Origin of the sequence: Xenorhabdus doucetiae (genome assembly GCF_000968195.1) — a bacterium.
Taxonomy (GTDB): domain Bacteria; phylum Pseudomonadota; class Gammaproteobacteria; order Enterobacterales; family Enterobacteriaceae; genus Xenorhabdus; species Xenorhabdus doucetiae.
On sequence record NZ_FO704550.1, the window covers coordinates 1,418,079 to 1,432,850 of the forward strand.

General features: G+C 45.9%; 10 protein-coding genes and 1 pseudogene. 3 read left to right on the plus strand and 8 right to left on the minus strand.

Annotation, left to right across the window (positions count from 1 at the left end; translation table 11 throughout):
- Window positions 1–214 precede the first annotated feature (214 nt).
- Complete coding sequence (locus XDD1_RS06600; RefSeq protein ID WP_045969752.1) at window positions 215–5,293, plus strand: RHS repeat-associated core domain-containing protein; 5,079 nt, start codon at window positions 215–217, stop codon at window positions 5,291–5,293.
- A gap of 119 nt (window positions 5,294–5,412) precedes the next feature.
- Window positions 5,413–5,664, plus strand: a complete 252-nt coding sequence (locus tag XDD1_RS06605) for a GlsB/YeaQ/YmgE family stress response membrane protein (protein ID WP_045969754.1) — start codon at window positions 5,413–5,415, stop codon at window positions 5,662–5,664.
- A 132-nt stretch (window positions 5,665–5,796) separates the two neighbouring features.
- Here the strand turns inward: XDD1_RS06605 and sseA are convergent, their stop codons facing one another.
- Both sseA and XDD1_RS19615 read right to left on the minus strand, forming a co-directional pair.
- The gene (sseA, locus tag XDD1_RS06610; protein WP_045969756.1) at window positions 5,797–6,636 is read right to left on the minus strand and encodes a 3-mercaptopyruvate sulfurtransferase; all 840 of its coding nucleotides are present in this window, start codon (window positions 6,634–6,636) and stop codon (window positions 5,797–5,799) included.
- Between the two features lie 38 nt (window positions 6,637–6,674).
- Window positions 6,675–6,830 carry a hypothetical protein gene (locus XDD1_RS19615; protein WP_167541625.1) on the minus strand — a complete coding sequence of 52 codons (156 nt, stop codon included), beginning with the start codon at window positions 6,828–6,830 and terminating at the stop codon, window positions 6,675–6,677.
- A 127-nt stretch (window positions 6,831–6,957) separates the two neighbouring features.
- On the opposite strand from XDD1_RS19615, the gene dinG reads away from it, so the two are divergent.
- Complete coding sequence (gene dinG / locus XDD1_RS06615; protein ID WP_045969758.1) at window positions 6,958–9,093, plus strand: ATP-dependent DNA helicase DinG; 2,136 nt, start codon at window positions 6,958–6,960, stop codon at window positions 9,091–9,093.
- A 40-nt stretch (window positions 9,094–9,133) separates the two neighbouring features.
- Here dinG and XDD1_RS06620 read toward each other — a convergent pair whose 3' ends face one another.
- From XDD1_RS06620 to rhtA, 6 genes and pseudogenes are all read right to left on the minus strand, one after another.
- Entirely contained in the window at window positions 9,134–9,757 is a 624-nt protein-coding gene (locus tag XDD1_RS06620; protein WP_045969760.1) for an ATP-binding cassette domain-containing protein, read from the minus strand.
- 473 nt (window positions 9,758–10,230) lie between these two features.
- Window positions 10,231–11,228 (minus strand): annotated as a pseudogene (locus XDD1_RS18625) (IS30 family transposase).
- Window positions 11,229–12,150: 922 nt separating this feature from the next.
- Complete coding sequence (locus XDD1_RS06635) at window positions 12,151–12,360, minus strand: hypothetical protein (protein ID WP_045969763.1); 210 nt, start codon at window positions 12,358–12,360, stop codon at window positions 12,151–12,153.
- Window positions 12,361–12,689: 329 nt separating this feature from the next.
- Complete coding sequence (locus XDD1_RS06640) at window positions 12,690–12,911, minus strand: alkylphosphonate utilization protein (protein ID WP_045969765.1); 222 nt, start codon at window positions 12,909–12,911, stop codon at window positions 12,690–12,692.
- A gap of 191 nt (window positions 12,912–13,102) precedes the next feature.
- Window positions 13,103–13,609: a DNA starvation/stationary phase protection protein Dps gene (gene dps / locus XDD1_RS06645; RefSeq protein ID WP_045969766.1), complete on the minus strand. Its 507-nt coding sequence runs from the start codon at window positions 13,607–13,609 to the stop codon at window positions 13,103–13,105.
- A 264-nt stretch (window positions 13,610–13,873) separates the two neighbouring features.
- Window positions 13,874–14,764: a threonine/homoserine exporter RhtA gene (gene rhtA, locus XDD1_RS06650; RefSeq protein WP_045969768.1), complete on the minus strand. Its 891-nt coding sequence runs from the start codon at window positions 14,762–14,764 to the stop codon at window positions 13,874–13,876.
- Between the last annotated feature and the right edge of the window lie 8 nt (window positions 14,765–14,772).

The window sequence follows — 14,772 nt, forward strand, 5'->3', positions numbered from 1 at the left end:
TTCTCTATACTTAATCAACTTCAAGTTGCATTGTGTAAAAAAGAGACCACTTTATTCCCCCCTCTCTATGTCAGGGGGGAATAAATACATCTTCAAGTAAGATGAGTATATAACGTTTTTTTGCCCGTTGCCGTAATGAGTCTTTCTTGCACATCCTTTATTGATGAAATGAGAAAACCCATTTCCCCCTAAAATCAATAAGTGAGGCAGCAAAATGCAGAACGATTTTTTCTCGCAGGCCCACAACTTTCAAAGTGCTGCCACGGGCAGCGTTGATCCCCGCACCGGCCTGTTTACGTATAATCTGCTGATTGCCCAGTTAACCGGCAATCATCACCTCGGCCCGGCCCAGACCATCGCGCTGGCGTATCACCCGCTGAATACCGGCAACCGCGGGTTCGGTATCGGCTTTTCCCTGGGGCTGACCCAGTATGACCGCCAGCACCGGCTGTTAAGCCTGTCCACCGGCGAGCGCTATAAGGTGGATGAATACGCGGATACCGTCTACCTGAAACAGTATAAGCAGGATGTGGTGCGGTTTGAAAAGGATGTTGCCCAAAATGTTTACCGCGTGATCCATAAGTCCGGCATAGTGGAAGTGCTGACCGGGCCGGACAATGCCTATTCCCTCAAGGTGCCGACCCGGATCATCAACCCGCTGGGGTATGGCCTGACACTGGACTGGGGCCGTCATTTTGGTGAGACCCCGGGCCTGACGGCGATCACGGATGACACCGGGCGGGTGTTGTTAAGCGTGGAGTATGAAACCGGCAGTGACACCCGTTTCACGGTCTGGCCGGGCATGACAGAGGCTTACACCATTCAGGTGTTGTTCAGGAACGACTATGTGACCCAGGTGAAAAAAGAGACCCCGGCCGATCCCCCGTTGGTTTGGGCGCTGGAGTATGATGTCGATAACCGGTTTTTGAACCGGATCGTTTCCCCGACCGGGTTGACGGAGCAGGTGCATTATTACGCCCGGGGCCACCGGTTTCCTGACGGGGCACCGCTGTCGTATTTACCGTATGTCACCCGCTACACGCAATTCCCCGGCCACGGCCCTGAGATTGTGCGCACCTATGAATACACCGTGGCGAACTTTCTCGGTCACGGCGCGCAGGGCCGCTGGCACCCGGATGAGGATTACCTTTACGGTACCCTGAGTGATTATCAATATGGCTCGACGGAACACTGGGATAACGGGACATCACAACGCCATATTACCCGGCGCTATAACCAATACCACCTGCTGGTTTCTGAAACCACGGAGCAGAACGGCTGCAAGCGGGTGCACCAGACGGACTATTATGCCCGGACGGGCAGTCCGTTTAAGGCCCAACCGCCCCAGTTCCAGATGCCCAAAAGGGCCACGGTCAGCTTTAATGACGCCGCTGGCAGTGAGGTGATGCAGACCGAGTTCGATGAAGCGGGGAACCCGACCGTGCAGATTACGCCGGATGGCACCCGCACGGACTGGGTCTATTACCCGGCAGGCGAGGCCGCCGGGAAAGACAAGAAAGGTCAGCAAGACAAAAAAGGCGGCGGCTGTCCGACTTCCCCGCAGGGGTTCGTGCGTTTTGTCAAGTCCAAAACGGTCACCCCGGGCAAAGCCTCGCCGGCAGGGAGTTATGAGGATGCGCCGGTCCATCAAACCGTTTACCGCTATGAAACGTTACCGACGCGCCCCGGTGCGCCTTGTGATGATGCGGTGGTCTGTATCTATCAGGGCGAATATAGCGCCGGGCGGTTGCTGCATGAAAGCCGGATCAGTTACGTGAATGATGTGACGTCGCAAGATCACGGGCGTATTCAGCGCATTGATAAGACCAAATATGCCCTGCCGGAAGAAGCGGCGGCCGGCAAGGCCTGGACGAATACCCAAACGTTCAGCTATGCCCTTGAAGGGGAGGCGTTGGTGAAAAGGACCCGGTGGACCGGGCATGACCAACTCAGCCTGACGACCCGGCGCCGGCAATCACAGGTCAGCGGCAAACTGTGGCATGAAGTGGATGCCCAGCAACGCACGGCCCGGTATGACTATGATCACCTTGGCCGGCTCGTCACGCAGGTCAGTAATGCGCAGACCGACTATAGCCAACAGGTGCAGTATGCCTATGCCATTGAAGAGGCGGGCGTGGCGACAACCACGAAAACCGATGTGTGGGGCAGCCAAGCGCGTGTGCGCTTTGACGGGCTGGGGCAGCCCTATCAACAGGCGCGGCTGGAGAAGGGGCAGGAAGATCAGGGCTGGCAGTTACTGGCTGACACGGAACGGGACAGTTGGGGGCGGGTGGTGAGCCAAAGCCATTATGACTGGCTGCCCAGAGAGGAAAACGCGGGTCAGGTGAGTCAGGTGGCTGTCCGGCAGCGCTTTGAATACGATGACTGGGGAAACGTCCACCGGGTTATCCGGGACACGGGCGAGACTCTCCGGCACGATTATGATCCGGTGACCCGGACGGCGCAGATAACCCGGCAGGCGGGGGGATTACCGTTCAGTCACTGTACCGTGGTATATGATCAGCGCCACCAGCCGGTCACCACCACGCTCTACGACAGTCAGGGCAAACAATATAGCCAGCAACAGAGTCACTATGACGGACTGGGGCGGTTACGGGCCACCGTTGACGCACTGGGGCAAAAAACCGAATACACCTATGACCTGTTGGGCCGGGTCTCCCGTATCCGGCACAGCGACGGCACGGTGATCCAAAAATCCTACGCCCCGTTCAGCACGGGCAATCTGGTGACGCAGATCCAGGCCGGCGATATTATCCTGGGGAGGCGCGAATTCGACAGCCTGCACCGGGTGGTATCGACCACCCGTGGCGGACGGACCTATCACGCCCGCTACCTGCAAGACAGCCCGTTGCCCGGCCAGATCACCGACCCGCTGGGCAATATTGTCACTCACCGCTATGAACCGCGGTTAGGCAATGCCCTGACGCAGACTGACGCAGCGGAAATCCAGCAGCGCTTTGCCTACGATCCGAAAACCGGCGCGATGACCCGCGCCCGTGCCGTCCAGCAGGCGGCCCGCGACCTGCACTATTCCGCCGCCGGCCGGTTACAGCAGGAAACCTTCCGCTTTGAGGACAGCGGCGCAGGTGCCGCGCGGACAGCCGGCTATAGCTATTCACCGGGGGGACAGCTAACGGGCTATCAGGATGTGGCGGGGAACCGCCGGCAGGTGCGTTTTGATCAGTATGGCCGCCCGGTAGCAGCCGGTGATCCGGCGATTGATATCACGCTGGCCTATGACGCGGCCAGCCGGGTCAAAAGCTGGCAGGTGCACGATAAACAGCATGACCGGCAATTAACCACGGTCGTGGATTTTGATGATTTTGGCCGTGAGGTCCGCCGGCAGATCCAGACGGCTGGCGATACGCTGACTCTCGAACAACGTTATACGGTCAACGGGCAGGTAGCCTCGCGCACGACCCGTTCCCAACAGGCCGGCCTGTTACGGCAGGAGACTTATGAGTACGATCCCGCCCGCCACTGGCTGACGGTGTACGATTGCAGCGGGGCGGAACAGCCCAAGGATGCTTACGGTGTCAGTATTGCCCGGCAGCGTTTTACCTATGACATGCTGGGCAATATGCTGACCTGCACCACAACACTGGCGGACGGCAGCCGTGATACGGCGACCTTTGCCTACAGTGTGTCCGATCCCTGCCAGTTGCAGGCCGTCACCCATACCCACCCCCACTACCCGGCCACGATCACCCTGGCGTATGACGGTGCCGGCCGCCTGATCCGGGATGAAGCCGGGCGCCGGCTCACTTATGATGCGTTGGGGCGGCTGGCGGCGGTCCATCAGGGAGAGACCGCCGGGACTTATGGCTATGACGCCGCAGATCGTTTGGTGTTACAGCAAATGGGAACAGACCATACTCACGAGCTGTATTATCAGGGGGCCACGCGGGTGGCGGAAATCTTGCGTGAGCAGGGCACCGTGACCCGTTTGTTGCAGGCGCACGGCGCCCCGGCCGCCACCGTGACCGGGGCGGAAACCCACTTGCTGGGCACGGATAACCACGGCAGTGTGCTGGTCAACCAGCAAGGTGACGGCACAGAAACCCGTTATCGCTATTCGCCTTACGGGCAGCAGGCCCCGGCTGAACAGGCGGCGGCTATCCCGGCCTATAATGGTGAACGCCTTGATCCGGTCGGGGGCGGCTATCTGCTGGGTAACGGCTACCGGGCCTATAACCCGGTCCTGATGCGCTTTAATGCCCCCGACAGCGAGAGCCCGTTTGGGGCCGGGGGGCTGAATGCTTATGCCTATTGCCTGGGTGACCCCATCAACCGGATTGACCCGACGGGGCATTTCAGTTGGGGCAGTATTTTTGGCATCGTATTGGGCGCCGTCGGGTTGGTGGTGGGGATAGCGTTGGCGATCCCGACCGGGGGCGCGTCCCTGAGCGTCAGCGGGGCGATTATCGCCGGGCTGGGCGTGATTGCGGATGTCACGGGGATCGCCAGTGCGGCCACCGAAGAGAGCAACCCGCAGGCGTCGGCCATTCTTGGCTGGGTGTCCCTGGGGTTTGGGGTGGCCAGTCTGGGCGCCGCCGGTGCGATCGGGATTGCCAATGGCTTACAGCGGCTGGGCCGGCGGCTGACTGACGCGTTTAGTGAGGGACTTTCCGGCCGGGGAACCGCGCGAATAAATCTGGCTCCTCTTCCAAGGCCAGGAAGTAATGATTATGAAATCGCGTTCAGGCATGCTATGAGCGATAATAGGATTATGCAAATTGAAAACCCTGTTGGCAGCGGTATTTATACTGTAGGACTCGAAACTAACGGATTATTGCCTGAGGGAGGAGAAGTAGAATACTTGAGAAACGCGCTATTCAGACCAAGAGGAGACAACTCCACAATAGAAATTATCAATAATATCACTGTATTAGGGCCAAGAACTCAAAGGCCAATAAATATCTCAAATGAAGATTTTGAAACATTATATTTGCACTTTATACGTGATAGCATATTAAATGCTCGTGACATAAATCATTCTGTTATTAATACTGTTAATGATTTTCGCTATATGGTGAATTCTAGCATAGCAGAAAGATCAGAAATTAGTGTTGAGAGGATTAATAGGATGATATATGTGTGGAGAATGGCCGGATTTTCTCATTTTAGTGCAAATGAGTGGATATATAGTGCATTACGACATTTATCTCCTGATCTAAATTTTCCGCAAAATATAACATTAGGTAATAATGCATTTGAATTTTTTAACCAAAATATCATTTCAGATATCAGGAATTTAGATGTAATAAATTAAATAACACTCCAAGGTTGTTGATTACAATTTGCAATTTTTTCCATTAGTGTCTTAACTTAGGACGTAAAAACATAATGAAATTCCTAAACCAATAATCTAAACAATTCTGGAGGTTACATATGGGTATCCTGTCATGGATTATCTTTGGCCTGATTGCTGGAATTCTTGCTAAATGGATTATGCCGGGAAATAACAGTAGTGGCATCATTATGACCGTGATTTTAGGCATCGTGGGTGCCGTTGTGGGTGGGTACATCAGTACATTCCTTGGCATGGGAAAAGTGGATGGCTTTAATTTAGGCAGTTTCGTTATTGCCGTGATTGGCGCAATCATTGTCCTGTTTGCCTACCATAAAATTGCTAACCAATAGCTTTATATATCAATCGCTTTACCTATTTGTTTTAAGGATCGGACTCCATATGATGAATAACAAAAAAAGGGCATGCTATTTTGCTGCCCTTTGTTATTGTTCATTATTTCCAATGAGCTGTTTTGCTAATTGTTATTTTTCTAACGGCAGTGAATCATCGGCTCCCCATTCAGCCCAAGAACCATCGTATAATTTTACTTCTTTGTGACCCATCATATCGAGACCCAACGCTAAAACGGCGGCGGTCATGCCAGAGCCACAACTGGTAATCATGGGCTGGTCTAAATTAACGCCTTGTTGACGGAATATTGCCGCCATTTCTTCTGCTGATTTATAACGCCCATGATCAATCAATGCCGTCCACGGCACATTTTTAGCGCCGGGTAGATGCCCCATTCTCAAGCCGGGTCGGGGTTCCGGCACTTTGGCTTGAAAACGGTCTTCGGCTCGGGCATCAATAAACTGTACAGGAGCATGATTATGCAGTGCAGCCAGGATCTGCGCCTGAGAACAGACTTTTTCAGGCGTAAACTGAACATTGAAAACGTCGGGGGTACGGGCAACTTTTCCCGATTCGGTGGGGTAACCGGCTTGTTGCCAGCCTTGTAAGCCCCCCTCAAGAATACGGATATGACGGGCACCAAAGATGTTGAACGTCCACCAGGCCCGCGGGGCGGAAAACATATTTCCCTGATCGTAAATCACCACTAAATGATTTTCACTGATGCCCATGTCACTCACCGCTTGGCGGAATGTTTCTGGCTCTGGCAGCATGTGCGGCAGGTTGGTTTGCAGATTGGCGACTTTATCAAGATCAAAAAACTGCGCACCCGGAATATGTTTTTCTAACCAGAGTTGGTGATAATCAATGGATTGGGTGGGCATTGGGGCACTGGCATCAACGACAACAACATTCTCATCAAAGAGATGCTCGTTTAACCATTGTGGGCTGACAAAATATTCATTTTTCATGCGCTTCCTCATTTGGTGTTACGATCCAAGCCAAGGTATTATTGTTGCCCGACTGAAGTATTTTCCTGCTGAGTCTGTTGGGGTTCTTCGGCGGGAGTGGTTGAGCGGGTATATATATTCATCCCCGCCAGAAAGATCCCTCCAACTGAACCGATAGAAAATAATATGATGATAATAAGCAGGATTTTTTTCATCTCAGTATCCAATAAGGTTTTAATAAAGCGTGACAATAGCCATAAAAAGCCGAAAGATAGAAGGCCAAAAGTATATCGGCTTCTACACGGCAGACAAGCGATAACCCATTTTTGAGCAGCAAAACTTATGGCACTTTCCAGTTCAATAAAAAACCAGATCAGTCAGTGGTACAAATCATTATCTACCCATATTGAGGGGTTCATTCCACGCGCCCCCCAACGTCAAATGATCGCAGAGGTTGCAAAAACATTGGCCGATGAAGAGGGGCGGCATTTGGTGATCGAAGCCCCGACGGGAGTGGGAAAAACGTTGTCATATCTGATTCCGGGGATTGCCGTTAGCCGGGCAGAGCAGAAACCCTTAGTGGTCAGTACCGCCAACGTTGCCCTGCAAGATCAAATCTATAGCAAGGATTTGCCTTTACTGCGTAAAATTATTCCTGACCTGAAATTCACGGGCGCTTTTGGTCGGGCACGTTATGTCTGCCCGCGCAATCTGGAAGCCATTTGTGCCGCAGAGGGAGAGCAGATTGACCTGATGTTTCTGGTTGAAGATCAGGCTGAAATAGCCAATAGTGAAGAGCGGGAACTGTGTCGCCGTTTGCGCAGTGATTATACAACGTTTGCATGGGATGGCTTACGTGACCACCATAAACTGGCACTGGCGGATTCGCTGTGGGCAAAAATCAGTACGGATAAAATGAACTGTCTGGCGCGAAACTGCCAGTTTTACGCCCGTTGCCCCTTTTTTCTTGCCCGCAGGGAAATTGGAGAGGCCGATGTTATCGTTGCTAATCACGCTTTGGTGATGGTGGCGCTGGCAAGTGAATCGGTTTTACCGGAAGCAAAAAATCTGCTGTTAGTGCTGGATGAAGGGCACCATATCCCGGAGGTGGCAAGGGATGCGTTGGAAGTTGAAGGCGAGATTACCCTATTCCAGCTTAATGGGCAGCTAGACACATTTGTCCGTCATGTCGAGCAATACCTGACACAATTTCGGCCGACAAAACCGCCTGCTTTGGCCAATATCCCTCGGCTACAAACGCATTGTGCAACAATCCGTGAATATTTTAAGGAAGTAGCGGAGATAACACAGGCGCTATTGCCTGAGCGCGGTGAAGCGGAAGAATTTCTATTTGAATTGGGAAAATTGCCGGAGAGTTTACTGCTGTGTTGTCAGCAATTATTTAAACTCACGGATGGATTGCGTGGTTTGGCAGAGGCAATTTTAAATGATTTAAGTGATCAGACGGCCAAACAAGATATTGTCCGCTTACATCGCGCCATTTTGCAAACCAGCCGGACATTGGGCTATTTTGAAAATATGGCAAAACTGTGGCGTCTGGCAGCACAAGAAGAGTCGTCCCATGCGCCGATATCAAAATGGCTAACGCGGCGCTATGAAAAAAACCAGTCACACCTTTATTTTCATTGTGCGGGAATTCGGGTCAGTGAACAATTAACCCAGCTATTATGGCGCTCTGTTCCCCATGTTGTCGTGACATCCGCCACCTTGCGTTCACTGAATAGTTTTTCCCGTATTCAGGAACTGACCGGGTTACACGAAAATCATGATGATCGGTTTGTTACCCTGTTATCACCTTTTGAACATGTACGACAAGGGCGTCTGGTGATTCCCCAAATGACACAGGAACCGACCATTCATAATGAAATGCAGCACCTTGAGGAGATGGCGCGTTATTTCCGTTCTCAGGTCATGGCAGGGAAGCATCGGGGAATGTTGGTACTTTTTAGCAGCCAGCGAGCAATGGAAGGCTTCCTCACTTTCGTTACAGACTTGCGGTTGATGTTATTGGTACAAGGTGATCAGCCTCGCTATCGATTGGTAGAAACGCATTGCAAGCGTATTGATGAAGGGCAAGCCAGCGTTCTGGTTGGATTGCAGTCATTTGCTGAAGGATTGGATCTGAAAGGTGATTATCTTTCACAGGTCCATATCCATAAAATCGCATTTCCTCCGGTTACCAATCCGGTGATTATGACTGAAAGTGAATGGCTGAAATCGTTGAAACGTTACCCATTTGAAATCCAGAGTTTACCCAGCGCTTCTTTTAATTTGATCCAACAAGTAGGAAGATTAATTCGCAGCCATCAATGTTATGGCGATGTGGTAATTTATGACAATCGGTTATTGACCAAACGTTATGGCCCGCGTTTATTGAAGTCTTTGCCTGTATTTCCCATCGAACGGCCAAATGTGCCCTCAGAACAGGAATTAGCTGCCGTGAAAAAGGATAAATAACGCAAGAGGGCGTTATTTATCCCATTGAGTTGCATCAAAGTTAAAATTTGATGATTTGATTTTTATCTATTTTATAATCATGGGTCATTAACCCTTGCAAAAAGTTCTCATCATGAGCGCTTAGAACAAAAATTTTTTTGTCAGCAAGGGTTTTGATCAATGTCTTTAAAAAAGTGGTTGATTTTACATCAAGGCCATTGGTGGGTTCATCAAAAATATAAACGTCAACATCAGACATCAACGCCGATGTCAGCAGAAATTTCTTTTTAGTGCCCAAAGACATATGACCAAATTCTGTATTTAAGTAATGCGAGATACCAAAACCGGTTAAATACTCTTCCAATTGATGGTTATGACTGATATTTTTATAATGTTTGGTCAAATTGATGATATCAAGCCCAGTAAGAAAATCATAAAACTCTATGTGATCTGACAGATAAAAACCTTGTTTTTGTAAATTGAATGTGTGATTTTTATCACCTGTGACGAAATTGATTTTACCTTTATTTATTTTTTTCATGCCAGAGAGACAAGAAAGGAACGTGGTCTTCCCTGAGCCATTGATGCCGACAATACGATTTATGCCAATATTAAATTGACAATTAACATTTGAAAATATTTTTCTATTACCCACTGTCGTTTCTAGCCCAATGATATCAAGCATAAATATAACCTCCTAAACAAGAAAATAGCACTATGAAACATAGTGTCAGTAATTTTGTGTATTGTGTTTTTGATAGGTTGATTAAAGCCGTAAAGATAGAGATGACACAATAATAAAGAAATAAAACTATATGAAATGAATGGGTTACAAAAATAGCAAATACACCACAAAGAAAAGTAAAAAAAGAAAAACAGAGACAATAATTAAGGATCAAGAGTTTTCTTGATGATACAAAATTGATTAGATAGCAAAGGTGGTTTTTATTGTCATGAATTAAACTATAGAACAATATCATTGAAATATAGAGTGTGATGCCAAAGTATATCACTGTAATATAATTGACATTCTCAGGAGCCTGTTGACAAACTATATAAGCAATAAAATAGAAAAATATTATTGATGCAGCGATGTTTAAAATAAATGTTTTGTTAGTTGATGTAAAGTGAAATAAATTAATGGCTTGGATTCGCATATTAAGCGCAACACCGTAATGAACGAAGTAAATGAGTTGGGGTTCCTGTAAATAACTCATTCGGTGTTTTATAATCTCGTGTCTTACGTGGTCGATTATTTAGTCGGTTTGCCACAAGGTTAACCTCCCGCTCTGATACCTTATTAAAATCGGTTCCTTTTGGGAAGTAATCTCTGATTAATCCATTTATGTTCTCATTTATCCCTCTTTCCCAAGGGGAATACGGATGAGCAAAATAAATTTTTGTCTCTAAATTTTTACCGATCCGTTCGTGTTCGGCAAATTCGAGTCCGTTATCAAAGGTAATTGTTTTAACTTTATGTTTTATCATCGATAAATGTCTTGTCGCCGCTTTGGCAACACCTTCTGCTGTTTTATCTTCAAGTTTAATGATGATCGTAAATAACGATTTTCGTTCAACTAAAGTAAATAAGGGCACTTTTTCGATTCTTTGCCCAACGAATGGTTTCCCCTTTCCCAATCCCCCATTACGGCTTGCTTTTTATTCACCAATTTTTGGGGGCTTTATAAATACTGATTCTGTTTTTAATTTTTCCCTCTGTGCTCATGGCTTCCAAAGCGTTTTACGATACGGTTTTTTCCCTATCCTAAGATGTTGCCATAAATCACCCGCCATTTATTTTTATCTTTATAAATCAATCGATAAATTGTTTCATGATGTAAAGAGATTTTCGCTTCCCGCTTGAGATAACCCACAACTTGTTCCGGACTTAAATCTTGCCAAATTAACTGTTTTATCCACTTTGTTATCTCTGGCGTGATTTTTACGGCTTTTACCTTAGAATGACGGCGTTCTAATGCTTTACGCTGAGCTTGTTCAGGTTCATATTTCTCGGCTTCCCGGTTTCGTCTCAATTCCCGGCTAATTGTTGATGGGGCCCGATTAAGCGACGTTGCAATAAAACGTTGTGTAAAACCGGCTTCTTTTAAGCCGAAAATCTGGTATCTTTCTGTTTCGGTCAGTTGCGTATAGGCCATAGTGCATTTTCCTTTGGCGAGAAAGATGCCTACTATAGCAACTGACCGCCTTTCTTAGAAATTGCACTTACTATGCGAATCCAAGGATAATAACTGTTTTTGTACCGAGTAAAAAATAACGTATATCAACAGCGATATTGATGAAAAATAAAAAGAGGTTATTGTATCATGTGGAGTGATGACATATTGTGATAAATGTATCAATCCATTAAAAACCCCACCGGCTTGGGCTGGGATAAATAAAAAAACAAAAACAATATAAGGGTTTTATTTCCTGAGGAAAATTGTTTTATCTTGCCTTTATATTCTAATATATCAGCGATAAGTAAATTCATTTTTTCTCCTAAAACCAGAATCACTCTATCACTCTTAGTGATTTTATGAGTTAATTTTATTTATATGTTTAAGTTATGCTGTATATTATCCTGATAGTCAATTCGATATTAGTCTTAACTAATGTTATGGTTTTAATCTAATATGGTATTCTTTAACATTCTAAAGAGTTAATTATTTAGAACTTTATAAATAGATGTTCGTGGATAAATCTCAATAGAGAAATGGTTGGGAAACTGTCCGTCGAGCTATACCCGCCGTCATAGAAAGTGTTTAATACCTCAATAACGACGGGTATACGTTTCGAATTAAACATTGAGCTTGAATTTATAGCCTCTTGAAGTCTTTTTTATTAAATAAAATTGAAGTGATTTGGTATCTATTGTCGCATACATTTTTTATATTCTTTATCAACACAGTATGAATATCTTCCAGTATGTTCTATATATTTAATGCATGAAACGTGTGCGATAACTGAACATTGATAGGATTTATCATTCGCAAAGGTACTCCATGATGCTAATAGCAAAATAGCTGGGCATAAAGTCAGTAAAATTTTCATCTTGTCACCTTTATATCAATGTGAAATTTATTTCATCAATTGATGCATACAATTGCTATATACCTCTTTCATACAAAAATCATATTTTTTACGGTGTTTTTTGTGTTTAGCACATATGGTCCGTGCTTGTTCCATACATACATCAGATTTGCTGGAATCTTGTTTTGTTTGTGCTGCAAAGGTATTCCATGATGCTAATAGCAAAACAGCCGTACATAGAGTCAGTAGTGTTTTCATATTGTCACCTTTATATAAATTCTAATATTTTCAATATCTTTAATCTGTATCAGGATAAAGACACAATTATAATAAATCCCCTTTGTTGAAATTCCAATCTATTTGGCGTTTTTCGGGTTTTTTTTATAAATATTCTATTTAGTGGTTTGATTTTTTTAGTGATATTTCTATTTTTTAGATCCGGTGTAATTAGCAGTGGTAATAGTGATTTACCTGATTCAATATGATTTCATGCTATTTGATTTTTAATGCGATTAATAAAAAAGGATAAATAATATAAGAGTTAATATTATTTATCCTTTAGTCAAAAATAGGTCTGTAACTGTTATTTATCCTATTTTTTTCAGGAAGCAGGTTTTCAGAACTAACCCTTTGATTTTATCCGCGTTACACTCAATTTCATCTTCGCGATGAGTCAGGCGGATGTTTTTGATCAGGGTGCCGCGTTTCAGGGTTTTTGACGTTCCCTTGACTTTCAAGTCTTTGATAACCTGAACGGAGTCGCCGTCATTCAGCAACGCACCGTTAGAGTCTTTAACTTCGATATCCATTTTATACAATCCTCATGTTTATTTTTGAGTCAAACAGGGATTATAGAGAGAAAGTCGATCTTTTTAAAGGTTAGTGTGATTTTCAAGGTGATAGCTTCCATTTTTTAATGTTTTTCTCTATCAGCAATGAGAATCGAGGTAAAAAAGGCCACGAATGTGGCCTTAACTTAATGAAAAATAAGTTTTTTATTTTATTGCTCAATATTTGCTTCGATAAACCATAAAAATTTGTCAAGATCACGGGATGCAGCCGTAAACATATCCGCCGTATCTTCATCTTCGGCATCAACAATGGCCTGACGGATATCATTGGCAACGACAGCATAGCGATCTGCCAATGCCTTTAGATGATCCTGGACATTGTGAATATCCGTTGGATAGCTTTTCAGTATGGTACGTTTATGCACTTCTTGAACCGTCCCCAATGCGGTTCCACCTAATTGGACTGCACGTTCTGCAAATATATCAAGGTGTTCCATGATGGAGTTGCGAAAATCATCCAGCATTTCGTGAATGGCAATGAAATTTCGGCCGCGTATATTCCAGTGGGCTTGTTTAGTCAGCATGGAGAGGTCGATAAATTGAACGACCCTATGATTTAGGGCAGTAATCGTTCTCTGTTTAATACCTTCATCAATATTGTTTCGGGTATAAATCAGGCCGGAGGGTTGGGTTTTGATTAATTTTGCTGTATTCATAATAGTGCTTCCTTAATTCTGATTAATGAATGATTTCATTAGATAGAATAAATTTAGCTGATCATCTGCTATAAGTCACATTGCTTACCTCTATCGAATTGATAGTCATTATATCCGTCAGTAACATATTGATAATTTATGAAAATAAAAAACCGGAGAATAAAGATCTTTCTCCGGCTTCACGTAAGACGAAATCTGCTTATTATCTCCCCGCGTTGCGGGGAGATAATAAATGCACTTTGAAATACGACAAGTATGAAATAATTATTCTACTTTTTCTATTTTAGTCTTTCGTTTAATGGTCAAGGTGGAGCCGATGGAAGCACAAATAATGCAGAAAAGGGCAACCCATTGGGTCATTGTCAGATGCTCATTAAGGAAGATGATACCTGATAATGCCCCCAGTGCAGGTTCAAGGCTCATTAATGTCCCGAATGTTTTTGCCGGCAGACGGGTAAGCGCAATCATTTCCAAGGTGTAGGGAAATGCCGTCGATAAGATGGCAATGCCCAGAGCAATAGGCAGCAGTGAAGCATTAAACAGTAATTCAGGGCCAGTCTGTATCAATCCGATGGGGAAGAAAATAAAGGCAGCAATCAGTGAACCGATAGACACGGTTGCGGCACCATAGCCGGCGCCGGCTCGTTGTCCAAAGATAATATACAGCGCCCAAAAAACGCCTGCCCCCAGCGCATATAGAATACCGATAGGATCGAGTGTATTGACGCTATCTCCGAGTGGCAGCAGGAAGCCTAAACCGACAATGACCAACGCAATCCAGAGAAAATCCAACGGGCGTCGGGAAGAAAACATGGCTACGGCTAAAGGTCCGGTAAATTCAAGTGCAACGGCAATGCCAAGGGGAATTCGGGATAAAGACATATAAAACAGGTAGTTCATGGCTCCCAGTGAAATACCGTAAGCAAAAAGTGGCATCAGTGAAGCACGCTGAAATTTCAGGCGCCACGGTTTAAAAATCAGAAATAGAATAATTGTTCCTAATGTCAGTCTCAGGGCGGTAACACCAGGCGCGCCAATGACAGGAAATAGCGTTTTAGCCAGAGAAGCCCCGGCTTGAATGGATGTCATTGACAGTAACAACAAAATCACAGGAAGCAGTGGGAAAGAAGCGCCCCGATGCTTGGAAAGAGACATTTTACAGA

What these genes read in the sequence shown, in the direction of transcription:
- XDD1_RS06600 (WP_045969752.1), top strand. Translation starts at nt 215, where the DNA reads ATGCAGAACGATTTTTTCTCGCAGGCCCACAACTTTCAAAGTGCTGCC.
- XDD1_RS06605 (WP_045969754.1), top strand. Translation starts at nt 5,413, where the DNA reads ATGGGTATCCTGTCATGGATTATCTTTGGCCTGATTGCTGGAATTCTT.
- sseA (WP_045969756.1), bottom strand. Translation starts at nt 6,636, where the DNA reads ATGAAAAATGAATATTTTGTCAGCCCACAATGGTTAAACGAGCATCTC.
- XDD1_RS19615 (WP_167541625.1), bottom strand. Translation starts at nt 6,830, where the DNA reads ATGAAAAAAATCCTGCTTATTATCATCATATTATTTTCTATCGGTTCA.
- dinG (WP_045969758.1), top strand. Translation starts at nt 6,958, where the DNA reads ATGGCACTTTCCAGTTCAATAAAAAACCAGATCAGTCAGTGGTACAAA.
- XDD1_RS06620 (WP_045969760.1), bottom strand. Translation starts at nt 9,757, where the DNA reads ATGCTTGATATCATTGGGCTAGAAACGACAGTGGGTAATAGAAAAATA.
- XDD1_RS06635 (WP_045969763.1), bottom strand. Translation starts at nt 12,360, where the DNA reads ATGAAAACACTACTGACTCTATGTACGGCTGTTTTGCTATTAGCATCA.
- XDD1_RS06640 (WP_045969765.1), bottom strand. Translation starts at nt 12,911, where the DNA reads ATGGATATCGAAGTTAAAGACTCTAACGGTGCGTTGCTGAATGACGGC.
- dps (WP_045969766.1), bottom strand. Translation starts at nt 13,609, where the DNA reads ATGAATACAGCAAAATTAATCAAAACCCAACCCTCCGGCCTGATTTAT.
- rhtA (WP_045969768.1), bottom strand. Translation starts at nt 14,764, where the DNA reads ATGTCTCTTTCCAAGCATCGGGGCGCTTCTTTCCCACTGCTTCCTGTG.